Source organism: Dyella solisilvae (genome assembly GCF_003351225.1).
GTDB classification, from domain to species: domain Bacteria; phylum Pseudomonadota; class Gammaproteobacteria; order Xanthomonadales; family Rhodanobacteraceae; genus Dyella; species Dyella solisilvae.
In genome coordinates, this window is record NZ_QQSY01000001.1 from 814,125 (window position 1) to 836,770 (window position 22,646).

General features: G+C 67.6%; 26 protein-coding genes. 21 read left to right on the forward strand and 5 right to left on the reverse strand.

Annotated elements, in window-relative coordinates; translation table 11 throughout:
- Positions 1 to 62: 62 nt before the first annotated feature.
- On the forward strand, positions 63 to 344 hold the full coding sequence (locus DVT68_RS03585; protein ID WP_114823654.1) for a hypothetical protein: 282 nt from the start codon (positions 63 to 65) through the stop codon (positions 342 to 344).
- A 141-nt stretch (positions 345 to 485) separates the two neighbouring features.
- Positions 486 to 2,093, forward strand: coding sequence for a carboxyl transferase domain-containing protein (locus tag DVT68_RS03590; protein ID WP_114823655.1), 1,608 nt, complete (start codon positions 486 to 488; stop codon positions 2,091 to 2,093).
- 71 nt (positions 2,094 to 2,164) lie between these two features.
- On the opposite strand, the gene DVT68_RS03595 is transcribed toward DVT68_RS03590, so the two are convergent.
- Positions 2,165 to 2,347 (reverse strand): hypothetical protein, encoded by a 183-nt coding sequence (locus DVT68_RS03595; protein WP_114823656.1) that lies wholly within the window; start codon positions 2,345 to 2,347, stop codon positions 2,165 to 2,167.
- 100 nt (positions 2,348 to 2,447) lie between these two features.
- On the opposite strand from DVT68_RS03595, the gene DVT68_RS03600 reads away from it, so the two are divergent.
- From DVT68_RS03600 to DVT68_RS03620, 4 genes are all read left to right on the forward strand, one after another.
- Positions 2,448 to 2,816: an ArsR/SmtB family transcription factor gene (locus DVT68_RS03600; RefSeq protein WP_114823657.1), complete on the forward strand. Its 369-nt coding sequence runs from the start codon at positions 2,448 to 2,450 to the stop codon at positions 2,814 to 2,816.
- Positions 2,813 to 3,244, forward strand: coding sequence for an SRPBCC family protein (locus DVT68_RS03605; protein ID WP_114823658.1), 432 nt, complete (start codon positions 2,813 to 2,815; stop codon positions 3,242 to 3,244). The genes DVT68_RS03600 and DVT68_RS03605 overlap by 4 nt, the downstream gene beginning before the upstream one ends.
- A 279-nt stretch (positions 3,245 to 3,523) precedes the next feature.
- Positions 3,524 to 4,435 carry a tetratricopeptide repeat protein gene (locus DVT68_RS03615; RefSeq protein WP_114823660.1) on the forward strand — a complete coding sequence of 304 codons (912 nt, stop codon included), beginning with the start codon at positions 3,524 to 3,526 and terminating at the stop codon, positions 4,433 to 4,435.
- A gap of 107 nt (positions 4,436 to 4,542) precedes the next feature.
- Positions 4,543 to 5,454, forward strand: coding sequence for a tetratricopeptide repeat protein (locus DVT68_RS03620; protein ID WP_114823661.1), 912 nt, complete (start codon positions 4,543 to 4,545; stop codon positions 5,452 to 5,454).
- Between the two features lie 12 nt (positions 5,455 to 5,466).
- Here the strand turns inward: DVT68_RS03620 and DVT68_RS03625 are convergent, their stop codons facing one another.
- Genes DVT68_RS03625 through DVT68_RS03635 form a run of 3 tightly spaced genes read right to left on the reverse strand, consistent with a single transcriptional unit; the run spans position 5,467 to position 7,849 of the window.
- Positions 5,467 to 5,766: a DUF6587 family protein gene (locus DVT68_RS03625; protein ID WP_114823662.1), complete on the reverse strand. Its 300-nt coding sequence runs from the start codon at positions 5,764 to 5,766 to the stop codon at positions 5,467 to 5,469.
- Positions 5,763 to 7,607 carry a ferrous iron transporter B gene (gene feoB, locus DVT68_RS03630; protein WP_114823663.1) on the reverse strand — a complete coding sequence of 615 codons (1,845 nt, stop codon included), beginning with the start codon at positions 7,605 to 7,607 and terminating at the stop codon, positions 5,763 to 5,765. Before feoB ends, DVT68_RS03625 begins: the two co-directional genes overlap by 4 nt.
- Complete coding sequence (locus DVT68_RS03635) at positions 7,604 to 7,849, reverse strand: FeoA family protein (protein WP_114823664.1); 246 nt, start codon at positions 7,847 to 7,849, stop codon at positions 7,604 to 7,606. The genes feoB and DVT68_RS03635 overlap by 4 nt, the downstream gene beginning before the upstream one ends.
- 244 nt (positions 7,850 to 8,093) lie before the next feature.
- Between DVT68_RS03635 and DVT68_RS03640 the strand changes: the two genes are divergently transcribed.
- From DVT68_RS03640 to DVT68_RS03710, 15 genes are all read left to right on the forward strand, one after another.
- On the forward strand, positions 8,094 to 9,185 hold the full coding sequence (locus DVT68_RS03640; RefSeq protein ID WP_114823665.1) for an MBL fold metallo-hydrolase: 1,092 nt from the start codon (positions 8,094 to 8,096) through the stop codon (positions 9,183 to 9,185).
- Between the two features lie 59 nt (positions 9,186 to 9,244).
- Entirely contained in the window at positions 9,245 to 10,039 is a 795-nt protein-coding gene (locus tag DVT68_RS03645) for an enoyl-CoA hydratase-related protein (RefSeq protein WP_114823666.1), read from the forward strand.
- 50 nt (positions 10,040 to 10,089) lie between these two features.
- On the forward strand, positions 10,090 to 10,488 hold the full coding sequence (locus DVT68_RS03650; protein ID WP_199535984.1) for a VOC family protein: 399 nt from the start codon (positions 10,090 to 10,092) through the stop codon (positions 10,486 to 10,488).
- A 90-nt stretch (positions 10,489 to 10,578) separates the two neighbouring features.
- On the forward strand, positions 10,579 to 11,097 hold the full coding sequence (locus DVT68_RS03655) for a cupin domain-containing protein (protein WP_114823668.1): 519 nt from the start codon (positions 10,579 to 10,581) through the stop codon (positions 11,095 to 11,097).
- A 92-nt stretch (positions 11,098 to 11,189) separates the two neighbouring features.
- Positions 11,190 to 13,187 (forward strand): acetyl/propionyl/methylcrotonyl-CoA carboxylase subunit alpha, encoded by a 1,998-nt coding sequence (locus tag DVT68_RS03660; RefSeq protein WP_114823669.1) that lies wholly within the window; start codon positions 11,190 to 11,192, stop codon positions 13,185 to 13,187.
- Entirely contained in the window at positions 13,184 to 14,095 is a 912-nt protein-coding gene (locus DVT68_RS03665; RefSeq protein ID WP_114823670.1) for a hydroxymethylglutaryl-CoA lyase, read from the forward strand. The genes DVT68_RS03660 and DVT68_RS03665 overlap by 4 nt, the downstream gene beginning before the upstream one ends.
- An 87-nt stretch (positions 14,096 to 14,182) precedes the next feature.
- Positions 14,183 to 14,821: a GIY-YIG nuclease family protein gene (locus tag DVT68_RS03670; protein WP_114823671.1), complete on the forward strand. Its 639-nt coding sequence runs from the start codon at positions 14,183 to 14,185 to the stop codon at positions 14,819 to 14,821.
- 202 nt (positions 14,822 to 15,023) lie between these two features.
- Complete coding sequence (locus tag DVT68_RS03675) at positions 15,024 to 16,286, forward strand: histidine kinase (protein WP_199535949.1); 1,263 nt, start codon at positions 15,024 to 15,026, stop codon at positions 16,284 to 16,286.
- A complete protein-coding gene (locus DVT68_RS03680; protein WP_114823672.1) occupies positions 16,283 to 17,047 on the forward strand; it encodes a LytR/AlgR family response regulator transcription factor in 765 nt (254 codons plus the stop codon). The genes DVT68_RS03675 and DVT68_RS03680 overlap by 4 nt, the downstream gene beginning before the upstream one ends.
- Positions 17,048 to 17,090: 43 nt before the next feature.
- Positions 17,091 to 17,465 (forward strand): hypothetical protein, encoded by a 375-nt coding sequence (locus DVT68_RS03685; protein WP_114823673.1) that lies wholly within the window; start codon positions 17,091 to 17,093, stop codon positions 17,463 to 17,465.
- 117 nt (positions 17,466 to 17,582) lie between these two features.
- Positions 17,583 to 18,851 (forward strand): metal-dependent hydrolase family protein, encoded by a 1,269-nt coding sequence (locus DVT68_RS03690; protein WP_233523328.1) that lies wholly within the window; start codon positions 17,583 to 17,585, stop codon positions 18,849 to 18,851.
- Positions 18,848 to 19,333 (forward strand): GNAT family N-acetyltransferase, encoded by a 486-nt coding sequence (locus DVT68_RS03695; protein ID WP_114823674.1) that lies wholly within the window; start codon positions 18,848 to 18,850, stop codon positions 19,331 to 19,333. The genes DVT68_RS03690 and DVT68_RS03695 overlap by 4 nt, the downstream gene beginning before the upstream one ends.
- Before the next feature lie 9 nt (positions 19,334 to 19,342).
- On the forward strand, positions 19,343 to 19,942 hold the full coding sequence (locus DVT68_RS03700) for a YdeI/OmpD-associated family protein (RefSeq protein WP_114823675.1): 600 nt from the start codon (positions 19,343 to 19,345) through the stop codon (positions 19,940 to 19,942).
- Positions 19,936 to 20,403, forward strand: a complete 468-nt coding sequence (locus DVT68_RS03705) for a GNAT family N-acetyltransferase (RefSeq protein ID WP_114823676.1) — start codon at positions 19,936 to 19,938, stop codon at positions 20,401 to 20,403. Before DVT68_RS03700 ends, DVT68_RS03705 begins: the two co-directional genes overlap by 7 nt.
- Positions 20,400 to 20,975, forward strand: a complete 576-nt coding sequence (locus tag DVT68_RS03710) for a GNAT family N-acetyltransferase (protein WP_114823677.1) — start codon at positions 20,400 to 20,402, stop codon at positions 20,973 to 20,975. The genes DVT68_RS03705 and DVT68_RS03710 overlap by 4 nt, the downstream gene beginning before the upstream one ends.
- Positions 20,976 to 20,981: 6 nt before the next feature.
- On the opposite strand, the gene DVT68_RS03715 is transcribed toward DVT68_RS03710, so the two are convergent.
- Positions 20,982 to 22,646, reverse strand: coding sequence for a ShlB/FhaC/HecB family hemolysin secretion/activation protein (locus DVT68_RS03715; protein WP_114823678.1), 1,665 nt, complete (start codon positions 22,644 to 22,646; stop codon positions 20,982 to 20,984).

Below are 22,646 nucleotides of genomic sequence, written 5' to 3' on the forward strand. Positions count from 1 at the left end.
TTTCCGCGAAAGCGCTATTAATACGCCCGCCAAACGGCATTCCACGGCAAAGGAGATTCACCATGAAGTTCACGCGTACCCTTCTCGCCTCTGCGCTCGTCGCGCTGCTGGCGGCTTGCAGCAACGGCGCGCAGGATTCCGCGCAGGACGCTCAGAAGTCGGCTGACCAGGCTCAGCAGGCTGCTGACCAGGCTCATCAGGCTGCTGCGGCTTCCACCGCGGCTGCTCCGGCTGCTCCGGCTGCTGCCTCGACCGCCGCTCCGGCTGCTGCCCCGGCCGAACAGCCGGCTCCGGCTCCGGCTTCGACGGCTGCTCCGGCTGCCGCCTCGACCGCTGGTCACTAAGTACCCTCGTGTACTTTGGAAAACCGGCCGCCTCGCGCGGCCGGTTTTTTTTTGCGCGATCGCCATGCTGCGTCGCCGATTTAGCTGCGAGGCGCACGCCGCTATCATCCGGAGCTTCATTCGAACGGCAGCCGCGCGCCCATGAGTGTCATCGCCTCACAGATCGACCCCCGCTCCCCTGAATTCCAGGCCAGCAGCGCGCAGTTGCGCGGACTGGTGGACGACCTGCACCGCGAGCTGGCGCGCAGCGCCGAGGGCGGCGGCGACAAGGCCAGGGAAAAGCACACGGCCCGCGGCAAGCTGCTGCCGCGCGAACGCATCCGCGCCCTGCTCGACCCGGGATCGCCGTTCCTCGAGCTGTCGCCACTGGCCGCCCACGGCATGTACGACGACGCGGCGCCCGCGGCCGGCATCATCACCGGCATCGGTCGCGTCAACGGCGTCGAGGTGGTGGTGGTGGCCAACGACGCCACCGTGAAGGGCGGCACCTATTTCCCCATCACGGTGAAGAAGCACCTGCGTGCGCAGGAAGTGGCGCTGGAAAACCGCCTGCCCTGTGTCTACCTGGTCGATTCCGGCGGCGCCTTCCTTCCGCTGCAGGACGAGGTGTTCCCGGACAAGGAGCACTTCGGACGCATCTTCTACAACCAGGCGCGCATGTCGGGGCTGGGTATCCCGCAGATCGCCGTGGTGATGGGCTCGTGCACCGCCGGCGGCGCCTACGTGCCGGCGATGAGCGACGAGACCATCATCGTGCGCGAGCAGGGCACCATCTTCCTCGGCGGCCCGCCGCTGGTGAAGGCCGCCACCGGCGAGGTGGTGGACGCCGAGTCGCTGGGCGGCGCGGATGTCCATACGTCCATTTCCGGCGTGGCCGACCATTTCGCCGAGAACGACGCGCACGCGCTGTCGATCGCACGCGACATCGTGGCCAGCCTTAATCGCCGCAAGGACATGCCGCTGGCGCTGAAGGCGCCGAGCGAACCGCTGTACCCCGCCGAGGAACTGTACGGCGTGATTCCGCAGGACACGCGCCGCCCGTTCGACATCCGCGAGGTGATCGCGCGCATCGTCGACGGCTCGGAGTTCCACGAGTTCAAGGCGCGCTACGGCAAGACCCTGGTGTGCGGCTTCGCGCATATCCATGGCTATCCGGTCGGCATCATCGCCAACAACGGCATCCTGTTCTCCGAGTCCGCGCTCAAGGGCGCGCACTTCATCGAGCTGTGCAACCAGCGCAACGTGCCACTGGTGTTCCTGCAGAACATCACCGGCTTCATGGTCGGCAAGAAGTACGAAAACGCCGGCATCGCCAAGGACGGCGCCAAGATGGTCACCGCCGTGGCGTGCTCGCACGTGCCGAAGTTCACTGTGGTGATCGGCGGCAGCTTCGGCGCCGGCAACTACGCGATGTGCGGCCGCGCGTACGGCGCGCGCTTCCTGTGGATGTGGCCGAATTCGCGCATCAGCGTGATGGGCGGCGAGCAGGCCGCCTCGGTGCTGGCCACCGTGCGCCGCGACGGCATCGAGGCCGCCGGCAAGACCTGGTGCGCGGAAGACGAGGAGGCCTTCAAGGCGCCGATCCGTGACCAGTACGAGCGCCAAGGCCACCCCTACTACGCCAGCGCGAGGCTGTGGGACGACGGCATCATCGACCCGGCCGACACGCGCCGCGTTCTGGGCCTGGCCATTTCCGCCTCGCTCAACGCGCCGATCGAGCCGCAGCGCTACGGCGTGTTCCGCATGTGATGAAGGTCTGCCCGCTGGGCACGACGGCTTGGCGCCGTCACGCCCGACGGGCAGAACCGCGGTGGTCGCGCCTAGCGGGGAACCCGCAGCATCGAATCGCGCAAAGCGGCTTCGTGGTCGACTTCGTCGTGCCCGGCGATATCGGCGTTGTCCAGCACGCCGTGCGCCGGATGACGCATGGCGGTCGGCGGCACGGTGATCTCGCTGGTGTCGCCTTCGGGCGTGGAGCTATCGGTCGCGGAATGGGGTTGCATCGTGGACTCCTGACAGTCCGCGCGATTCTAGCGATGCTGCGCCCACAAACACTTAACCGCATGGTTGACTTTCCTCTTGCGTCGGCAGATATTCAACCGCATGGTTGAATCTAAGTCATTGCCGCTGGACGGCGTCTTCCAGGCACTCACCGATCCGACCCGGCGCGCCATGCTGCGCAGCCTAGCCGCGGGCGAACGCAACATCGGCGAGCTGGCCGCCCCGTTCGACATGTCGCTGGCCGCCGCCTCCAAGCACGTGAAGGTGCTGGAACGGGCCGGCCTGGTGCGCCGGGTGATTCAGGGCCGCACGCACGTCTGCCGGCTGGATCCGGCGCCCCTCGCGGCCGCCAACGAGTGGCTGCGCTACTACGAGCAGTTCTGGACCGACCGGCTCCATGCGCTCGACGCCCTGCTCAAGGCCGAGGACGGCGCCAGTGGCCATCCGCATCAACGAGGCACGCCGCGATGACCCAAGCTGTCCTGCGTTCCCTGCGCGTCACGCATCGCTTCACGGCCAGCGCCGAGCGCGAGTTCGACGCCTGGCTGGATCCCGCCACCGCGGGGCGCTGGCTGTTCGCCACCGACACTGGCGAGATGGTCCACGTCGGGATCGACGCGCGCGTGGGCGGCCGCTTCTGCTTCACCGACCGACGCGATGGCGTGGATGTCGACCACGTCGGCGAATACCTGGAGATCGAACGTCCCCACCGGTTGGTCTTCACCTTCGCCGTGCCCAGATACTCGACGGCGCACACCCGCGTGAGCATCGACATCACGCCATGGGGCGCCGGATGCGAACTCGTGCTCACCCATGAGGAAGTCCTGCCCGAGTGGGCCGAGGCTACGCAGCGCGGCTGGGGCGACATACTCGGGCGCCTCGACGAAAGCTTGCGATAGCGCGCGCCGTCACCGCCGCCCGAGCGGCTTCAGGTGAACGCCAGCGGCGCGACCAGCCACCATCGGCTGGTCGCCAGTGAACCATCGCATCGACCAAGCTGCATCAAGGGTCACCCCCTCGTCGTCATCGAATGCGCGCTTCAGGTTGACGACCCAAGGCAAGCAGGTTTCGTCCGGCTGACAGGCCCAGGCATCACGGCCGCGGCATTTGCGCGGCATCGGGCGCCGGCGTAGCGTTGCGCGGGCCGAACTCTCACGCAGCCGATGGATGGAACCGCCATGCCCGTGCAGAAGATCTCGACCCTCCCCGCCTGTCTCCTTGCCGCCCTGCTGATGTTCAGCCCGGGCGCCGGCATCGCTGCTGGCCAGGACTCGCCCAGGACCATCCCGATGGATGAGGCGCCGGTCACCTCGGCGCCGCCGGTCAACAACGATGACAACCAGGGCGAGGACAACAGCCGCGCCTTCAACACGCCCACCGACGACGGCAAGCCCGGCGAGTACTACTTCGCGCTCGGCGCCCAGGCGGCCAGGAAGGGCGACTACGGGCACGCCATCGCGATGTACAAGGTGGCCGCTTCCTGGGCCTACAAACCGGCCGAATACAACCTCGGCGTGATGTACCTCAGCGGCCAGGGCACGCCGGTGGACCTGCCGACCGCGATGGCCTGGATGGCCCTGGCTGCCGAGCGCCACGACCCGAGGTACGTGCGCGCCAAGCAACTGGTGTATGCCCACCTGAGCAAGGAACAGTTCGACCAGGCGAATGTGATCTGGCGTGACCTGTTACCCACCTATGGCGACGAAGTGGCGCTGGCGCGCGCGAAGGCAAAGTGGCGCGAAGCGCTGCAGAACCAGACCGGCTCGCGCGTGGGCTCCAGCGGTACCCGCGTGATGGTGGGCGGCGCCTCCGGCGTGCCCAACCGCATGAACTCGCCCAACTATGACGTGCACGACGGCGGCCACGTCAACACCAACCCCGCCGAGCTGGCAGGCGTGCATCAGGGCGATTCGGCCGTGGCCTATCAAGCGCTGCGCTCCACGGACAACCCCTACGATCCCAAGCTCAATCCGGTCACTGGCCATGTCTCGGTGGGCGAACTGACCCAGACCAGCAAGCAGGCCGGCGACGCCACCAAGGACGCTACCCCCGCCCCGGCCAGCAGCAGCGGCAACGCGCAGCACCCGTAAGGACGCGCCGCAGGCATTCGGACGTCCATTCGCCAATTGCCTCGCGGCGTCGCCGGGAGTAGCGTAAATGCACTGCATTCCCCGATGCAGGCAACCGGAGTGTCGCCATGAACAGGCAAAGGCTCCAGACGTTGTGCGCGTGCTGCTTCGCGGCCTCGCTCGCGCTACCGCTCACCGCGGTCCGCTCCGCCACCAACGAGACGCTGCCGACCATCCCCATCGACACCAGCTCGCCGCCGCCCAAGGTGGTGAGTTTCAGCGCCACCGCGGATGTGCCGACCAGCCGCACGGATGCGTTCAACACGCCCGAGGACGATGCCCGTCCGGGCGAGTACTTCTTCTATCTGGGCGCGCTGGCCAACCAGCGCCAGGATTACGCGCACGCCATCTCGATGTACGAGGTGGCCGCTTCGTGGGCGTTCAAACCGGCCCAGTACAACCTGGGCGTGCTCTATCTGAATGGCCACGGCTCGCCGGTGGACCTGCCCCGCGCGATGGCCTGGTTTGCGCTCGCGGCGGAGCGCGGTGAGACGCAGTACGTGTATGCCAAGCAGTTGCTCTACGCGCACCTGACGCCCGAGCAGTTTGCGCAGGCCAACGAGATCTGGCGCGAGCTGCTGCCCACCTACGGCGACGCCACCGCGTTGAGGCGCGCCAAGGCGCGCTGGCGCGAAGTGCGCTACGCAGCTACCGGCTCGCGGGTGGGTTCGGGCGCCACGCACCTGATGATTGGCGGCCAGGTCGGCCTGAACAACCACAATGCTCCAGTGAACTACGACGTGGGCAATGGCGGACGCCTCCTGGTATCCCCTGGCGAGATCACCGGCGCCCACACGACCGACGGCTCGATCGCCTATCTGAACATCCGGCAGAGCGACAATCCCTACGATCCGAAATTCATGAGCGAGTTGCTGTCGGGCACGGTGACGGTCGGCATCCTTACGCCGGTACGTCCGGACGACCCGGCCATTCGCAAGATCAACCCGCCGATGGACAGCAATCCGCCGGATCATCCCTGAGCAACGGGAAACTCACTTCGCGCGGGGGCGAAATTCCAGCGGGTGCGCGTCTCGCGCCGCCGAGGGAGGCTTGGGGCCACAGGCACCGCAGGTGCTGCAGCCATCGCTGCAGTTGCCAGTGGCCTGCTTCGGCTGCAGGTGGCGCCCCAGGGCGCGTTGCCAGGCCGCACGATCCGGCCGGTCGAAATGCAACGCCAGCGCAGCGAGCCAGCGGTTGGTGAGCTGCGGCGCCAGCTTGCGGACGGTGATCAGCACGCTGGCCAGCACGACCAGCCCGATCACCACGTATTGCGCCAGCAGTCCGGTGCTCATGTCAGCAGGTTCGTGATCTGGTAGGTGAGGAACGAGGCGACGTACGCCACCACGAACATGTAGCCGAAGGAGATGCCCACGTTCCGCCATGAGTTGGTCTCGCGGCGGATCACCGCCAGGGTGGACATGCATTGCGGCGCGAAGGCGAACCACACCAGCAGCGACAGCGCGCTGGCCAGCGAGAAGTTGGCGGCCAGCGCCTGCGCCAGCCCCGCGCCATCGGCGCCGTCGCCGCCCACGGCGTACACCGTGGCCAGCGCCGCCACGGCGGTTTCGCGCGCGGCGAACGCCGGGATCAAGGACACGCACATCTGCCAGTTGAAGCCCAGCGGCGCGAAGACGTATTGCATGCCCCGGCCGATGTAGGCGGCGATGCTGTAATCGATGGCCGGCCCCGTCGCGCCGTGCGGCGGCGCCGGGAAGGTGGAGATGAACCACATCAGCACGGTCAGGCCCAGGATGACCCCGGTGAGGCGCTTGAGGAAGATCATTCCGCGCTCCCACAGGCCGATCGCCACGTCGCGCACCTTGGGCAGGCGATAGGACGGCAGCTCCATCAGCAAGGCATGCTCGCTGCGCTCGCGGCGCATCTTCTTCATCACCCAGCCCACTGCCATCGCGCCCGTGACACCCGCCACGTACAGCGCGAACAGCACCAGCCCCTGCATGTTGAACACGCCGAACACGCGCCGGGTGGGGATGAACGCGCCGATCAGCAGCGCATACACCGGCAGGCGCGCCGAACAGGTCATCAGAGGCGCCACCAGGATGGTGGCGAGGCGATCGCGGGGGTCGGTGATGCTGCGCGTGCCCATGATGCCGGGGATGGCGCAGGCAAAGCTGGAAAGCAGGGGAATGAACGAGCGCCCGGTCAGCCCCACCGACACCATCAGGCGGTCCAGCAGAAAGGCCGCGCGCGGCAGGTAGCCGGACTCCTCCAGCACCAGGATGAAGAAGAACAGCACCAGGATCACCGGCAGGAAACCCACCACGGTGCCCAGGCCGCCAAACACGCCATCGACAACCAGGCTCTGCAGCGGCCCCGCCGGCATCCACGCGGTGGCGTGCGCGCCAAGCCAACCGAAGCCTTCGCCGATCAGGTCGCTCATCGGCTTGCCGGCCGCATAGACCGCCTGGAACACCAGGAACATCACCGCCGACAGGATGGCCAGGCCAAAGACCGGATGCAGCGCCCAGCGATCCAGCGCGTCGTCGATCTCGGCCGTGGCGCGCGGCATCGTCACGGTGGCGGCCAACAGCTCACGCACCTGCGCGTGCAGGTCGGCGCGACTGGCCGGATCATCCGGTTGCGCCGGCGGCGCCAGAGGAATCTCGCCATCGACCTGGGCGATCAGCGCCTTCACGCCATCGCGCTTCACCGCGATGGTTTCCACCACCGGCACGCCCAGGCGACGCTGCAGTTCCGCCACGTCGATGCGGATGCCGCGATGACGCGCGGCATCCATCATGTTCAGCGCCAGCACCACGGGGCGACCCAGGCGCTTCACCTCGAGCACGAAGCGCAGGTGCAGGCGCAGGTTGGTGGCGTCGGCCACGCAGACCACCAGGTCGGGGGCCGTCTCGCCGGGGTAGTTGCCTTCCAGCACGTCCCGCGTGATCTGCTCGTCCGGACTGGTCGCGTCGAAGCTGTAGGTGCCCGGCAGATCCAGCACGTGCAGCACACGGCCGGACGGCGCGCTGAAGCGGCCTTCCTTGCGCTCCACCGTCACGCCGGCATAGTTGGCCACCTTCTGCCGACCACCGGTGAGCTGGTTGAACAGCGCGGTCTTGCCGCAGTTGGGGTTGCCCACCAAGGCGATGCGCAAGGTGCTGGCGCTCATGCGGCGCCCTCCTGGCGTACCTTCACGCGCGCCGCCTCGTTGCGACGGAGCGCAAAGCGGGTCGACCCGATCTGGATCAGCAGCGGGTCGGCGCCCATCGGACCAATCGCCACCACCCGGAGCGGCTCGCCGGCCACGAAGCCCAGGTCGCGCAGGCGCTGCGCAATCGGGTCGGAGGCATGAGCATCGTCCACTCGGTCCACCACGGCAGTAGCCCCTTTCGGCAGGTCGGACAGGCGCACTGGTCACCAACTTAAATAAGAATGGTTCGCATTGTACATAAGTCCTTGATTGTCTGCAGCGTGGCATGGTGTCTCGGCCCCGCCGCCTGAACGGCCACAGGGCTGCCTTGTGGCAGGGTTGGCTTGGAAAAAGCCGGGCCGCCCCGATACGAATCTGCACAGGCCACCGACCCCGGCGGCTTCCCCACAAACCGGGCAGGTCCCTCCGGACGCTGCCCTGTCACCACGGCTTGCAGAGGTCGATATGGCTTTGTTCTCCCGCCACGCCACGGGACTCCGGCTGGAACGCATGCAGGCTTCGCGGCAGTACGCCGGCGAGGGTTTCGTGAACACTTATCCGTCCAGCACGCCCCGCGTGCCGGATGACCGCCCTTCGCTGGTCGACTTCGTATTCCGCGGCGAGGGGCGCACCCCGGCGCGCCCCTTGCCCGCGATCGATCCGCGCCAGGGCTGGGCGCGTCCGCCGCAGTCCGGACTGCGCACCACCTGGCTCGGTCATTCCACCGTGCTGCTGGAAATCGACGGCGTGCGCGTGCTGACCGACCCGGTCTGGGGCAATCGCGCCTCGCCGCTCCCGTTCCTCGGCCCCCGGCGCTTCCAGCCGGTGCCGGTGGACATCCATGCGCTGCCACCGCTGGACGCGATCCTCGTTTCGCATGATCACTACGATCATCTCGACTACCCGAGCATCCGCGCGCTGACCCGGCTGGGCGTGCCCTTCATCACGTCGCTGGGTGTCGGCGTGCATCTGGAAGCGTGGGGCGTGCCGGCCGAGCAGATCATCGAGCTGGACTGGTGGGAACAGGCCAGGCTGCCGGGCGGGCTGTCGATCACCGCCGCGCCCTCGCACCATTTCTCCGGGCGCAGCCTGCACGACCGCAACGCCACGCTTTGGTCCTCGTTCGTGCTGCGTGGCGAACGCCACTCGGTGTACTTCAGCGGCGACAGCGGACTGTCGCCCCACTTTGCCGAGATCGGCCGGCGCCTGGGCCCGTTCGACCTGGTGATGCTGGAGGTGGGCGCCTTCCATCCGTCATGGGGCAGCGTGCACCTGGGACCGGACAACGCCCTCGCCGCCTGGCGCGAGCTCGGCAGCGGTCGCCTGCTACCGGTGCACTGGGGCACCTTCAATCTCGCCATGCACGCATGGTCCGAACCCGCCGAAGTGCTGCTGGCGCGCGCGCCGGAAGGCTTGCTGATGCCTCGGCTGGGCGAAGTGGTCGAACCGGCGCACGACGATGGCGTGCAGCCGTGGTGGCGTGAGGTGGCTCCCGCCCACTGGCAAAGCTCGGCGGTGGAAGCTGCCGAGTTCCTGATCCTGCCCGCCAAGGACTAGGGCATGTCTGGCGGCGCCCTGTTCCGCTCTAAGATGTCGCCCCTCATCAGGAGTCACGCATGAGCGCCAGCATCCATATCGCAGACCAGGCCGGCGTCCGCCGCGTCACCCTCAACCGGCCGCAGGTACACAACGCCTTCGACGACGGGCTGATCGCCGAGCTCACCTCCGCACTGGAAGATGCCGGGCATGACGCGGGCGTGCGCGCCGTGGTGCTGACCGGCGAAGGCGCGAGCTTCTCGGCCGGTGCCGACCTGAACTGGATGCGTGGCATGGCGTCCGCCAGCGAAGCGGAAAACCGCGAGGATTCGCTGCGACTGGCGAGCCTGATGCGCACGCTGCAGTTCCTGTCCAAGCCCACCATCGCACGCGTCAACGGCGCCGCCTACGGTGGCGGGGTCGGCCTGGTCGTCTGCTGCGACATCGCCATTGGCGTGGACAATGCGCGCTTCGGCCTCACCGAAGTGAAGCTGGGCCTCGTGCCCGCGGTGATCTCCCCCTACGTCATTCACGCCATCGGGCTGCGCCAGGCGCGACGGTTGTTCCTCACTGGCGAGCTGTTCGACGCATCGGTGGCGCTGCAGATCGGCCTGCTGCATCAATGCGTGGTTCCTGCCCAGCTCGATGAAGCCGTCGACGCGACGCTGGCCTTGCTCGCCAAGGCCGGCCCAGTGGCGCAAGCCGAAGCCAAGCAGCTGGCCCTGCGCATGGCCGGCGCCAGCGAGGCGGAGGCCACACGGCTGGACCAGGAGAATGCGGCGCTGATCGCGCGCCTGCGCGTATCCGCCGAAGGCCAGGAGGGGCTGGGCGCGTTTCTCGCCAAGCGTCCTCCGGCCTGGTGCACGCCAGCCTGACGCCAGCCAACGCATACTCGATGGAGTGTTACATCCGTCGTTGAAGGAGTCTGGCCATGCTCGACCACGTGGGGCTGCATGTCTCCGGCTACGAACGCAGCCGCGAGTTCTACCGCAAGGTGCTGACGCCGCTGGGCGCCACGCTGGTGATGGAGATCAGCGAAGAACAGACCGGCGATGGCGCCCATGCCGGTTTCGGCGTGGATGGCCGGCCGACATTCTGGATCGGCACGTCGCAACACGGCGCCTCGGTCGGACCGGTGCATATCGCTTTCAGCGCCCCCGACCGCGGCGCGGTGGATGACTTCTACCTCGCCGCGATCGCGGCCGGCGCCAAGGACAACGGCCCGCCGGGATTGCGCCCGCATTACCACGAGCACTATTACGGCGCGTTCGTCCTCGATCCGGACGGACACAACATCGAGGCGGTGTGCCACCGCCCGGAGTGACAGCGCCGCGACAGCCAGGCCATGACGTCGTTCACCGCTGCTGATGTGGCGTCATACGGATACCGTGGCCCCCTCTTTCGGATACCCGACATGACGCATCCCATCATCAACATCGCCGACGTCAACCTGCAGCCCTTTCCACCCTGCATGGGCCCCACCGGCGAGACCGCGGAACGATTCGAGGCGCGCATGGGGCGCTTCTCCGCACAGATCGGCGCGCAGAAACTCGGCTACAACATCACCGCCGTGCCGCCGGGCAAGCGCGCGTTTCCCTTGCACTGCCACCGCGTCAACGAGGAGATGTTCTTCATCCTCGAAGGCAGTGGCGAAGTACGCATCGGTGATGAGCGCCACGCGATCCGCGCGGGCGACGTGATCGCCTGCCCGCCGGGTGGACCCGAAAAGGCGCACCAGATCATCAACACCGGCGCCACCGAGATGCGCTATCTCGCGGTGAGCACCAAGATGACGCCGGAAATCTGCGAATACCCGGACACCGGCAAGTACGGGATCATGGCCGAATACCCGCCCGGCGCCGACGGCAAGCCGCAAGTGTTCCGCGTGGTGAGCAAGCCGGACATGCAGGTGGGTTACTGGGACGACGAATAACTTCGCCGCGACCGCACTTTGCTGCGCCGCGCATCGGCTGCGGCGCGGCGATCTGCTAGGTTTATGGACTTCGCCCTACCCCCGGAAGCCGCATGTTCGAGCGCGTACTCATTGCCAACCGCGGCGAGATTGCCTGCCGCGTGATCCGCACCTGCCGGCGCCTGGGGATCCACACCATCGCGGTGTATTCGGGGGCCGACGCCAACGCGCAACACGTGCGCCTTGCGGACGAGGCCTGGCCCATCGGCGGCCCGCGTCCGACCGAGTCGTACCTTCGCGGCGACGTCATCCTCGAGGTGGCGCGCAAGAGCGGCGCGCAGGCGATCCACCCAGGCTACGGCTTCCTTTCCGAGAACACCGCGTTCGCGCGCGCCTGCACCGACGCCGGGATCGCCTTCATCGGCCCGCGTCCGGCGAGCATCGACGCGATGGGCTCCAAGGCCGCCGCCAAGGCGCTGATGGAAAAGCACAGCGTGCCGCTGGTGCCCGGTTATCACGGCGACGACCAGTCCGATGACGTGCTGCGCGAGCAGGCGCGCCGCACCGGCTTTCCGCTGATGATCAAGGCCGCAGCCGGCGGCGGCGGCAAGGGCATGCGCATCGTGCGCAACGAAAATGAATTTGCCGACGCGCTGGCCTCGGCGCAGCGCGAGGCCGCGAGCGCGTTTGGCGACACCCGCGTGATCCTCGAACGCTACGTGGAGCATCCGCGCCACATCGAGTTCCAGGTGTTTGGCGACACGCACGGCAACGTCATCCACCTCAACGAGCGCGAGTGCTCGGCGCAGCGGCGCTACCAGAAGGTGCTGGAGGAAACACCCTCGCCCTTCCTCGACGACGCACGCCGCGCGGCGATGGGCGCGGCGGCGGTGGCCGCTGCCAAGGCCGTGGATTACGTCGGCGCCGGCACCGTCGAATTCATCGTGGCCCAGGATGGCGAATTCTTCTTCATGGAGATGAACACGCGCCTGCAGGTGGAGCATCCGGTCACCGAGGAGACGCTGGGCCTGGATCTGGTCGAGTGGCAGCTTCGCATCGCCTTCGGCGAACCGCTGCCCCTGGCGCAGGATGCGGTGCATGCTCGCGGGCATGCCATCGAGGTTCGCCTGTATTCCGAGGATCCCGAGCAGAATTTCCTGCCCGGCTCGGGCAAGCTGCTCAAGCTGCGTCTGCCGGCCCCATCGCGCCATGTGCGCATCGACGGCGGCGTGATCGAAGGCGACACCGTCACCATCTTCTACGACCCGATGATCGCCAAGCTGATCGTGTGGGACGTGGATCGTCCACAGGCGCTGCAGCGATTGCGCGATGCGCTGATGGCCTGCGAGATCGTCGGCCCCAAATCCAACATCGCCTTCCTCGAGCGGCTGGCCCGCCATCCGGTGGTGGTCGAAGGCCGAATCGACACGGGCTACCTTGACCGCCACCTCGACGAATTCCTTGCCGGCCAGGCGACGCCGGCCGATCGCGTACTGTTCGCAGCGACCGTGGCCGCGCTGTTGCACGAAGAGCGCGCCGTGGTCGCTGGCGCGCAGGACCGTGCTGATCCCCATTCGCCATGGTCGCGCGCCGATGCCTGGCGCGTGGGACATGCCGGCAAGCGCATTGTCGCCCTGTCACTGCACGGCCAACGCTTCGAGGTTGAAGCGCATGGGCACGATGGCGACTACCACCTGCACCATGGCGAGGCGACCACGGAAGTGCGCGGCGCCCGCCACGACGGCGCATCGCTCAGCGCGCGCTTCGACGGCGAATCGCAGCGCCTCCCGCTGACCGCCGACGCCGCGCGTGTCACCGTGCACGATGCCCTCGGCCATCGTCATGCCTTCGAGCGCGCGGCGGCGTTTGCCTGGGCGGCGAAGGAAGGCGCCGGCGGCAACCAGATCGTGGCGCCGATGCCCGGCCGTATCGTGCTGGTCAAGGCGAAACCAGGCGACACGGTGCAGGAAGGCCAGGAGCTGCTGGTGATGGAGGCGATGAAGATGGAGCTGGCCTTGAAAGCCCCCCGCGCCGGCGCCATCGAAAGCGTGAGCGCGGCCCAGGGCGAATTCGTCGAAGCCGACGCCATACTGGTGAGGTTTGTTCCATGAATACTTCCTCGGCCCAATCCGATCACGTTCGCATCGTCGAAGTCGGCGCGCGCGACGGCCTGCAGAACGAAAAGACGCTGCTGCCGACCGATGTGAAGATCGCGCTGATCGACCGCCTGTCCGGCACCGGCCTGCAGACCATCGAGGCGACCAGTTTCGTCAGCCCCAAGTGGGTGCCGCAGATGGCCGACGCCACCGAGGTCTACCAGGGCATCCGCAAGGTGCCCGGGGTCAGCTACCCGGTGCTGGTACCCAACGAGCAAGGGTATGAGCGCGCCCGCGCGGTGGGCGTCAGCGAGATCGCCGTGTTCACGGCGGCCTCCGAGGCGTTCAACCGCAAGAACATAAACGCCTCCATCGACGAATCAATCGAACGCTTCCTGCCAGTGCTCACCCGCGCCAAGGCCGACGGCGTGAAGGTGCGCGGTTATGTGTCCACCGTGCTCGGCTGCCCCTATCAGGGCGACGTGCCGGTCAGCGACGTGGTGCGCGTCGCGCAACGCCTGCACGCGCTGGGCTGCTACGAGGTTTCACTGGGCGACACCATCGGCGTCGGCACGCCCGCCAAGGCGCGCGCGATGCTTCGAGCGGTTGCGCAGGAAGTGCCGATGACGGCGCTCGCCGTGCATTTCCACGACACCTATGGCCAGGCCCTGGCCAACATCCTCGCCTGTCTGGAAGAAGGCGTGCGCGTGGTCGACAGCGCGGTGTCCGGCACCGGCGGCTGCCCCTATGCCAAGGGCGCTACCGGCAACGTGGCCAGCGAGGACGTGGTGTACATGCTGCACGGCATGGGCATGCACACCGGCATCGACCTGGACATCCTCGTCGCCACCGGCGCCTGGCTGGCGGCGCAGCTGCACAAGGAAACCTCCAGCCGCGTGACACGGGCGCGCACCGCGGCCTGACCCACGCAACGTCGCGTCCGCTCAACTGAGACGCACGCGGTGCATGCTGTGGCGGTCCGCCTTGTGGCTCCGTTATCCCAGACCGCCATGCCACACGCCGCCAGCGATCAGCAGTCCGAAGAGCCGCGCTTCGCCTCGCGCGGGCGCGCCTATGTCTATGTGCTGCCCTGCCGCGACGCCGACCTGCTCAAGGTAGGTTTCTCGCGCGACCCGATGCAGCGGCTCCACGACCTGCACCCGCGCTTCTTCGAATTCTTCGACCTCGGGCGCGGACTGCTGATCGAGGTCGACCTCGTGGCGCAGGCGCGACGCATCGAGCGGCACTTCCTCACTCGCTGGCCAGAGTGCCGCGCGCCGGCGCCGCTGGCGGTGCACGCCGCCGCGGGAGGGCGCACCGAGTGGTATCGCGGCGTCGATGCCGAACTCACCGCCCTGGCGCGCGAGCTGGCTCGCGAGGAATCACTACCCCTGCATGAACCGCTGCGCGACTGGCTGGCCCGGCGGCTCGCCGATCGGGCCGGACTGCTCTACGACTGGAGCGAGCGGATGCTGGCCGAGGCATCGCTCGAACGCGAACACCACGGCGCGCCCGGCCCCTTCGAGCATGCCCTGCTGGACACGCTCTCGCTGTGCGAAGCGGTCGGTCTGCCGCTGGAGCAACTGCTGCCAGCCAGCGTACTGGCGTGGCACAGGTTCGGGCCGCATCGCCGGCTGTTTGAGCCGTAGCGTCAGCCTCGTCGAGCTTCGTCCCCACAAAAACCGCGGGATCGACCCATGTCGACCCCAGAATTGACGCCGGGCCCGGCGATTTTCATCCCTGCCAGCCGGCCCTTCGTCGCCGTCATCCCGTTTCCGTCGAAAAACGACACCCGGCCATGGATGGGCTGGGTATGCTCCGTCCGTCACCGCCGATGCCTGGGGTCCTTTCGTGATCAAGAGCCTGTTCTTCGTTGCCCGTCTGGTCCTGGCGTGGTTCTTCGTGCTGTTGTTCGCGGCCATCGTGATCTCCAACAGCCCGTTGTTCCGCCACCACAGCACCGGCGGCCTGTGGGTGCTGCTGGTGTTCCTGGCGCTGCTGATGGTCGCCACGGGCGCCATCTCGCATCTGCGCCGCGTGCGCCTGATCGCCGGGCACCTGGACGAGGACACCTTGGGCAACCGCCAGCGCCGCCGCGTGGAAGTCCCGTTCGAGGCCGGCGAGGCGTTCGACCTGGTCGAGGCGGCCATCCGCGAACTGCCGCGTACCGAAGAGATCGAAGCCGCGCGCGACAGCCTGCAGATCCGCGCCAAGGTGCAACGCCCCCTGCCCTACGGAAACAGCCCGCTGGAGCGACTGAATCCGTCCACCTGGTTTGGCCATCTGCGCAACCAGATCTACGCCACGGTGACACCGGGCGACGGAACCGGCAGCGTTACCCTGATCTGCGAACCGGAAGCCAGCGCATGGAGCGACTGGTTCCGCGTCGACGACGCCACCAACCTGGAGAATGCCGAAGCGATCACCCGCGCGATCACCCGCCGCGTGGCCGAGCGGCGCAGGCAGGAACAGCAGCGCGCGCAGCGCTCGGAGAGCGAGAAGGAACGCACCGTCGCTCGCCTCAACCTGCTGCACGCGCAGGTCGAGCCGCACTTTCTCTACAACACGCTGGCCAGCGCGCAATACCTGACTCGCAGCGATCCGGCGCTGGCCGACCAGATGCTCGGACACCTGATCCACTACCTGCGCCACTCGCTGCCGCTCACCGACGATGCGTTGTCCACGCTGGGCGAGGAACTCGAACGCACCCGCGCCTACCTGGAGATCATGAAGCTGCGCATGGGCTCGCGCCTGTCACTGCAGCTCGAAGTGCCCGACGCGCTGCGTTTACTGCCGCTGCCGCCGATGATGCTGCAGACGCTGGCGGAGAACGCGATCAAGCATGGACTGGAACCCAAGCCGGGTGGCGGCACGGTGTGGATCATCGCGCGTCGCGACGCCGACACCGTCGCCATTACGGTGGCCGACAATGGTCGTGGCTTCAGCGACGCCACCGCCGGCACCGGCATCGGCCTCAAGAACGTGCGTGAACGCCTGCGCCTGATCTACGGCGCCAGCGCCTCGCTGTCGGTGGTGAGCAACGTGCCTGAAGGCGTGGCCAGCACCATCACCGTGCCGGCGCAATCGGCTGCAAGCAAGGAGGCCACGCCGTGAGCACCGCCATCATCGCCGAGGACGAAGCCCTGCTGCGCGACGTGTTGCGCAAGCTGCTCGCGCAGGCCTGGCCGGAGCTGGAAATCCTTGCCGATTGCGAAGACGGCGCCAGCGCGCTGGAAGCGATCGCCGAGCAGCAGCCCGACGTGGCCTTTCTCGACATCCGCATGCCTGGCCTGAGCGGCCTGGAAGTGGCCGCCGCGGCCGCCGAAGCCAGCCCGGGCACCCGCGTGGTTTTCACCACCGCCTACGATCAATACGCCATCGACGCCTTCGAGCGCGGCGCCGTCGACTACCTGCTCAAGCCCATCGCGCCGGAGCGGCTCGCGGCGACGGTGCAGCGGCTCAAGGCGCGCATTGCGGCGCCGCCGGTCAATGCCGACGCGCTCGCGATGCTGTTCCGCGAACTGACGACCGATCGCGGCCAGGGCGCGCCGGCGCTGACCTGGATCACCGCCAGCCACGGTCGCGAGACGCGCCTGATCATGGTGGACGACGTCGCCTACTTCCGCGCCGACAACAAATACACCGTGGCCATGACCGCCGAGGGCGAGGTGCTGCTGCGCACGCCGATCCGCGAACTGGCCAGTCGGCTCGACCCCGCCCTTTTCAAGCAGATCCATCGTTCAACCATCGTCAATCTCAAGGCCGTGGCCTCCGTCATTCGCGACGACACCGGCAAGGGCACGCTGCGCCTGAAACAGCGACCCGAAACGCTGGTGGTGAGCCAGCCCTTCATGGCCTTGTTCCGCAACATGTGAGGTTTCCTGCCCCGCCGCGCAGCGTTTTGCGCCAGAGGTCCCCATGAGCAAGTTGATCGCTTTGTTCTACCTTTTGCTGTCTCTGGCCGGATGCGACCAGAGTCATACCGTAGTGACGCACTCGATCGTCGATGGCGTGGATGTCATCGACAGCCAGATCGAAGTCACCGGCAAGCTGGCCACCTTCCGCTGCCTGCGCAGCAACTCCGGCGAATGCCACTACACCGTGCTGCCCCAGCAGTGCGCCGCCAGCGGCAGTGCCTGCAGGCCGGCGCTCAGCAGCTTCAGCATGCGCGAAGGCAACTCCGTGATGATCACCGCCCTGCCGAAGGACTTCGCCAGCTGCGTCACCGCCGTCCCCTCCGCCGCCAGTGAATGCGCGCAACAGCTCGCCAGCGCGGTGCGGACCGCTCCATGACCTTTGGCCTCGCCGCCAGGCGCCATGCGTCGCTAGAATCAAGCTTCGTTGGTTGGGGAGCTTGCGATGTGGTGGACGCAGTGGAAGGTTTGGACGGCCATGTTCGTGGCCGGATGCATGGCGGGCACACCCGCGTCCCGGGCTGCTCCGGCATCGAGCGACATCCTGCTGCTCCCCTCGCGCGTCTGGACGGCTGAAGGCGACACATCGCACACCGGCTGGGCCGTGCTGGTGCACAACGGGGCGATCACCGCGGTCGGCCCTGAAACGAGCATCCAGGCGCCCGCGGGAACCCAACGCGTGGCCCTGCCCGGCGCCACGCTCACGCCCGGCTTGATCGACCTCCACTCGCACGTGTTCCTGCATCCGTACAACGAGACGCTGTGGAACGACCAGGTCCTGAAGGAACCGCAGGACTACCGCACGCTTGAGGCCGCCGCGCATGCGCGCGCCACCCTGATGGCCGGCTTCACCACCCTGCGTGATCTCGGCACCGAAGGCGCCGGCTACGCCGACGTCTCGGTCAAGCGCGCCATCGACGAAGGCATGATTCCCGGCCCTCGGCTGTTCATCGCCACCCGCGCCATTGTCGCCACCGCGAGCTACGGTCCCGGCCCGCGCGGCTTCCGTCCGGACATGGAATTGCCCGGTGGCGCGCAGGAAGTCAGCGGCGTGGACGAAGCGATCCGCGCCACCCGCGAGCAGGCGGGCCACGGCGCGGACTGGATCAAGCTCTATGCCGACTACCGCGTAGGCGCCGACGGCAGCACGCAGCCGACGCTCTCGCTGGCCGAGATGAAGGCGATCGTGGACACCGCGCATCTTTCCGGTCGCCCGGTGGCGGCGCATGCGGCCAGCGACGAAGGCGTGCGGCTCGCAGTGGAAGCCGGCGTGGACAGCATCGAGCACGGCTACGGCGCCAGCGAGGCTACCTTCCGCCTGCTCAAGCAGCACGGCGTGGCGTACGAACCGACGCTCACGGCGGTCGAATCGACCGCGCAGTATTTCGAGCATTACGTGCCCGGCCAGAGCGAGCCGACCGCCCGCATGAAGGAAGCCGAGCGCGCCTTCCGCACCGCCCTGAAGCTCGGCGTCACCATCGGCAACGGCAGCGACGTGGGCGTGTTCACCCATGGCGACAACTGGCGCGAGCCGGTCAACATGGTGCGCGACGGCATGACCCCACCACAGGCGTTGCACGCGGCCACCGACGTCGCGGCGCGCATACTGCGCCAACAGGACAAGTTCGGCCGCATCGCCCCGGGCCTGCGCGCGGACCTCGTCGCCTTCGAGGGCGATCCCGCTGCGCACATCGAAGATCTCAAGCATCCCGTCTTCGTCATGAAGGACGGCGCCATCTACCGTTCACCGCAAGCCACACCATGACCGACTTTCTGATCCGCCCCATTGAAGCCCGCGACAACGCCGCCATGGCCCGCATCATCCGCGCGGTGATGCCGGAATTCGGCGCCGACGGCCCCGGCTTCGCCATCCATGACGCCGAAGTGGACACCATGCACGAGGCCTATGCGCGCTCGCGCAGCGCCTATTTCGTGGTGGAACGCGACGGCGTGGTGCTCGGCGGCGGCGGCGTGGCGCCGCTGGAAGGCGGCGAGCCCGATGTATGCGAGCTGCGCAAGATGTATTTTCTGCCGGAAGCACGCGGCATTGGCGCCGGCAGCGCCATGATGTTGCGGTGCCTCGATGCCGCCCGCGCGCATGGCTTCAGCCGCTGCTACCTGGAAACGCTCACCGGCATGGACGCCGCGCAAACGCTGTATCGTCGACACGGGTTCACCACGCTCGCCGCTCCGCTGGGCGGCACCGGCCACTTCAGCTGCGACCAGTTCTATCTGCGCGAACTCTAGGAACACGCCATGGGCCAGCATGATCCGCGCATCGATGCCTACATCGCCAAGGCGGCGCCGTTCGCCCAGCCGATCCTGGAACATCTGCGTGCGCTGGTGCATGCGACCTGCCCGGAGGTGCAGGAAGGCGTGAAATGGAGCATGCCGTTCTTCAGCTACCGCGGCGCCCCCATGTGCTCGATGGCCGCCTTCAAGCAACATTGCGCGTTCGGCTTCTGGCTGCACAAGGAAGTGCTCGGCGAGGTCGAGCAGGATGGCATGGGACAGCTCGGCAAACTCGCCTCGCTCAAGGACCTGCCGTCAAAGCGCGAGCTGACCGCCCACATCCGCAAGGCGATGGCGCTCAACGACGCTGGCGTCAAGGTCAAGCGGGCCAAGCCAGCCGCGCAGGCGCCGAGCATGCCTGACGACGTCGCCGCCCTGCTCGCGCAGAAGAAGCACGCGGCCGCACGCAAGCACTACGAGGCGTTTCCGCCCGGAGCCCAGCGCGAATACGTGGCCTGGATCAACGAGGCCAAGACCGACGCCACCCGCCAGAAACGCATCGCCACCACGCTGGAGTGGCTGGCCGAAGGCAAGCGGCGCAACTGGAAGTACGAATCATGCTGAACGCGCCCGCGCTGCATTTCGCCGTCGATGATCCGGCCTCGCCGGAGGTTGCCCCGCTGATCAGGCAATTGGACGGCTATCTGGCCGAACTCTATCCCACCGGGAACATCCGCCCGATCGCGGTGGAAGAACTGAAACAGGCCAACGTCACCTTCCTCACCGCGCGGGTGGACGGAACCCCGGTCGCCTGTGGCGCCTGCGTCTGGCACGCGGATTACGTCGAGATCAAGCGCATGTACGTGCTGCCGGCCTGTCGCGGACTGGGCCTTGGCAAGCAATTGCTGGAGGCCCTCGAGGCCGAGGTGCAGCGAGGCGGCGGCAAGCGGGTCCGGCTGGAGACCGGCACAGCCCAGGCCGAGGCGCTGGAGCTGTACGAGCGCGCCGGTTATCGTCGCTGCCCGCCGTTCGGCGAACATCACGCCAACCCCCGCAGCATCTGCATGGAGAAGTCGCTCGCATGATCCGCATCGCCCGTGGCGACGACGCTGCCGCCTTCCACGAGATCTACACCCCTTCGGTGCTGCACGGCGCGGAAACCTTCGAGACCGAACTGCCCGGCGTGGCCGCCATGCGCCAGCGGGTGGAAACCCGGTTGCAGCACTATCCGTGGCTGGTCTGGGAGGAGGACGGCCGCGTACTGGCCTATGCCTACGCCAGCCGCTTCCGCGAACGTGCGGCCTACGACTGGATCGCCGAGACGTCGATCTACGTGCACCCCGATGCACGACGTCGTGGCGTCGCCCGCCGGCTGTACGTCGTGCTGCTTGAATCAATGACCCTGCAAGGCCTTAACCAGGCGGTGGGCGTGATCACCCTGCCCGGCGAGGGCAGCGTGCCGATGCACGAGGCCATGGGCTTCGCCCCCGCCGGGGTATGGCGCAGCTCCGGCTACAAGCTGGGCCGCTGGTGGGACGTGGGCGTCTGGCAGAAGGAGCTGCAGCCGCCGACCACGCCACCCACGCCGGTGATCCCGTTTGCCGCCTTGCGCGAGGACGCGGCCTGGGCCGCGTTCCTGCAGCGGGTCAACCGCTGACCGCGCTCAGTCGAAGTGCGCGGTCAGGCGGAAGTCGAAGCGCACGCTATCCTGGTCGGGAGTCACTGTGTCGAACGGCTTGGCTACATCGGCCGAGGCGGTGAACCAGCGGTAGGAGTAACTGCCGCCCAAGCCCGCGCCGCTGATCTGCTGGTTGCCGGGGAAAGAGGACGACACTTGGCCATGATCGACAAAGCCGAACAGGTCCAGCCGCTCGCCGATGGAGCGATGCAACTCGAGATCCGCGTAGTAGCCACGGGCGCCCGATAGCACGCCACGCTCGTAGCCGCGCACGCTGCCCGGGCCGCCGATCTGGAACAGGTTGGCCGAGGGCAGGTTGTCGGTGGCACTGAACTGCCAACCGAGGTCGGCGCGCACGGCCCAGCGCGATTGCCACAGCCGCTGGATGAAGTAGGCGCTTCCCGGGGCGATGGTGAAGTCGGACTTGCCCAGCAGCGGCTCGTCGGAACGTATCCGCGTCACCAACTGGGTAGCGCCCCAGCGCTGGCCGTCGGACTGATGGGCCAGGCTGGCTCCCAGGGTCCAGGCGTTGGTGCGCGTGTCGGCGATGTTCTGGCTGCTGATATGCGTGTTGGAGTCGGTGATGGAATACGAGCCGATGCCGCTGAACAGCCAGCTCAGGGTCGCGATCAACGGCTGGTTGTAGTTGAGCGAGGTGACCGACGAGGCGCCCTGGATGTCGATATTGCGGAAGGCCTGGTTGATCACGTTGATCTGGCTGTGCGAGTAGCTGATGCCCAGGCGCCCGTTGTTCGGGAACAACGGCACCGAATACGACACCGCGCCATCGTTGGCGCCGCTGGAGTGCGCCACGTTGCCGTCGAGCATGTCGTCGATGCCAAACAGGCTGTACAGGTGCCCTTGCAGGCCGACCCGGTTGCGCCCCGTGCTGTCCACGCCACCGTTGTCGACAAAGGCATCCAGCGCCCAGCGGCTTGGTTCCTGCACGTCTAGCTGGACGTCGGTGAGCCCGCGCGAGGCGCCCGGCGCCAGCACCGCCTGCGCCTGCAGGTCGCTGGTGCGGTTGAGCGTGACCAGGTGGTCACGCAGCTGCTCTGCGTCGACTACCTCGCCCTCCTTCAGGTCCAGGCGCTTGGCCAGGTAGTGGTCACTGACATGCCGCTTGCCCTTGATGGCCACCTTACCCAGGCGCCCTTCAACCAGCTCCACGTGCACCACGCCATCGACCACCGGCTGGTTCTTCAAGAACGCGCGCGCCGTGGTGATCTTGCGCGCGCGATACAGGTTGTTCACCGCATCGAGCATCTGCGCGAGCTCGGCGCCATCGACCTCCCTGCCCTCGTACGGCTTGACCGCCGCCGACAGGTCCGCCGGCTTGAGCAGGGCCGAGGGCGTGAACTCGACGCGCTTGAGCACGAAGCGCGTGGTCGCGTGGGCCTTGGCCGCCCCCGCCGCCGGTGCGGCCGGCTGCTGCAGCGGATCTGTCTGCGGCGCTGGCGGTGGCGTCTGCTGTTGCTGGTAATAGCGCTGCTGGCGCTGGGCGTCGTTCTGCAACGTGCTGGGCGTTACCTGCGACTGCGTCTGTGCCTGAACCGGCGTTACGGCAAGGACGCCACTTCCACATCCTGCCGCCAGCGCCGCACTCATCACCACGCGGCGCCACGGCGCCGCTCCCCTGTATCCCTGCAT

What these genes read in the sequence shown, in the direction of transcription:
- DVT68_RS03585 (WP_114823654.1), top strand. Translation starts at nt 63, where the DNA reads ATGAAGTTCACGCGTACCCTTCTCGCCTCTGCGCTCGTCGCGCTGCTG.
- DVT68_RS03590 (WP_114823655.1), top strand. Translation starts at nt 486, where the DNA reads ATGAGTGTCATCGCCTCACAGATCGACCCCCGCTCCCCTGAATTCCAG.
- DVT68_RS03595 (WP_114823656.1), bottom strand. Translation starts at nt 2,347, where the DNA reads ATGCAACCCCATTCCGCGACCGATAGCTCCACGCCCGAAGGCGACACC.
- DVT68_RS03600 (WP_114823657.1), top strand. Translation starts at nt 2,448, where the DNA reads ATGGTTGAATCTAAGTCATTGCCGCTGGACGGCGTCTTCCAGGCACTC.
- DVT68_RS03605 (WP_114823658.1), top strand. Translation starts at nt 2,813, where the DNA reads ATGACCCAAGCTGTCCTGCGTTCCCTGCGCGTCACGCATCGCTTCACG.
- DVT68_RS03615 (WP_114823660.1), top strand. Translation starts at nt 3,524, where the DNA reads ATGCCCGTGCAGAAGATCTCGACCCTCCCCGCCTGTCTCCTTGCCGCC.
- DVT68_RS03620 (WP_114823661.1), top strand. Translation starts at nt 4,543, where the DNA reads ATGAACAGGCAAAGGCTCCAGACGTTGTGCGCGTGCTGCTTCGCGGCC.
- DVT68_RS03625 (WP_114823662.1), bottom strand. Translation starts at nt 5,766, where the DNA reads ATGAGCACCGGACTGCTGGCGCAATACGTGGTGATCGGGCTGGTCGTG.
- feoB (WP_114823663.1), bottom strand. Translation starts at nt 7,607, where the DNA reads ATGAGCGCCAGCACCTTGCGCATCGCCTTGGTGGGCAACCCCAACTGC.
- DVT68_RS03640 (WP_114823665.1), top strand. Translation starts at nt 8,094, where the DNA reads ATGGCTTTGTTCTCCCGCCACGCCACGGGACTCCGGCTGGAACGCATG.
- DVT68_RS03645 (WP_114823666.1), top strand. Translation starts at nt 9,245, where the DNA reads ATGAGCGCCAGCATCCATATCGCAGACCAGGCCGGCGTCCGCCGCGTC.
- DVT68_RS03655 (WP_114823668.1), top strand. Translation starts at nt 10,579, where the DNA reads ATGACGCATCCCATCATCAACATCGCCGACGTCAACCTGCAGCCCTTT.
- DVT68_RS03660 (WP_114823669.1), top strand. Translation starts at nt 11,190, where the DNA reads ATGTTCGAGCGCGTACTCATTGCCAACCGCGGCGAGATTGCCTGCCGC.
- DVT68_RS03665 (WP_114823670.1), top strand. Translation starts at nt 13,184, where the DNA reads ATGAATACTTCCTCGGCCCAATCCGATCACGTTCGCATCGTCGAAGTC.
- DVT68_RS03670 (WP_114823671.1), top strand. Translation starts at nt 14,183, where the DNA reads ATGCCACACGCCGCCAGCGATCAGCAGTCCGAAGAGCCGCGCTTCGCC.
- DVT68_RS03685 (WP_114823673.1), top strand. Translation starts at nt 17,091, where the DNA reads ATGAGCAAGTTGATCGCTTTGTTCTACCTTTTGCTGTCTCTGGCCGGA.
- DVT68_RS03690 (WP_233523328.1), top strand. Translation starts at nt 17,583, where the DNA reads ATGGCGGGCACACCCGCGTCCCGGGCTGCTCCGGCATCGAGCGACATC.
- DVT68_RS03695 (WP_114823674.1), top strand. Translation starts at nt 18,848, where the DNA reads ATGACCGACTTTCTGATCCGCCCCATTGAAGCCCGCGACAACGCCGCC.
- DVT68_RS03700 (WP_114823675.1), top strand. Translation starts at nt 19,343, where the DNA reads ATGGGCCAGCATGATCCGCGCATCGATGCCTACATCGCCAAGGCGGCG.
- DVT68_RS03705 (WP_114823676.1), top strand. Translation starts at nt 19,936, where the DNA reads ATGCTGAACGCGCCCGCGCTGCATTTCGCCGTCGATGATCCGGCCTCG.
- DVT68_RS03710 (WP_114823677.1), top strand. Translation starts at nt 20,400, where the DNA reads ATGATCCGCATCGCCCGTGGCGACGACGCTGCCGCCTTCCACGAGATC.
- DVT68_RS03715 (WP_114823678.1), bottom strand. Translation starts at nt 22,646, where the DNA reads ATGCAGGGATACAGGGGAGCGGCGCCGTGGCGCCGCGTGGTGATGAGT.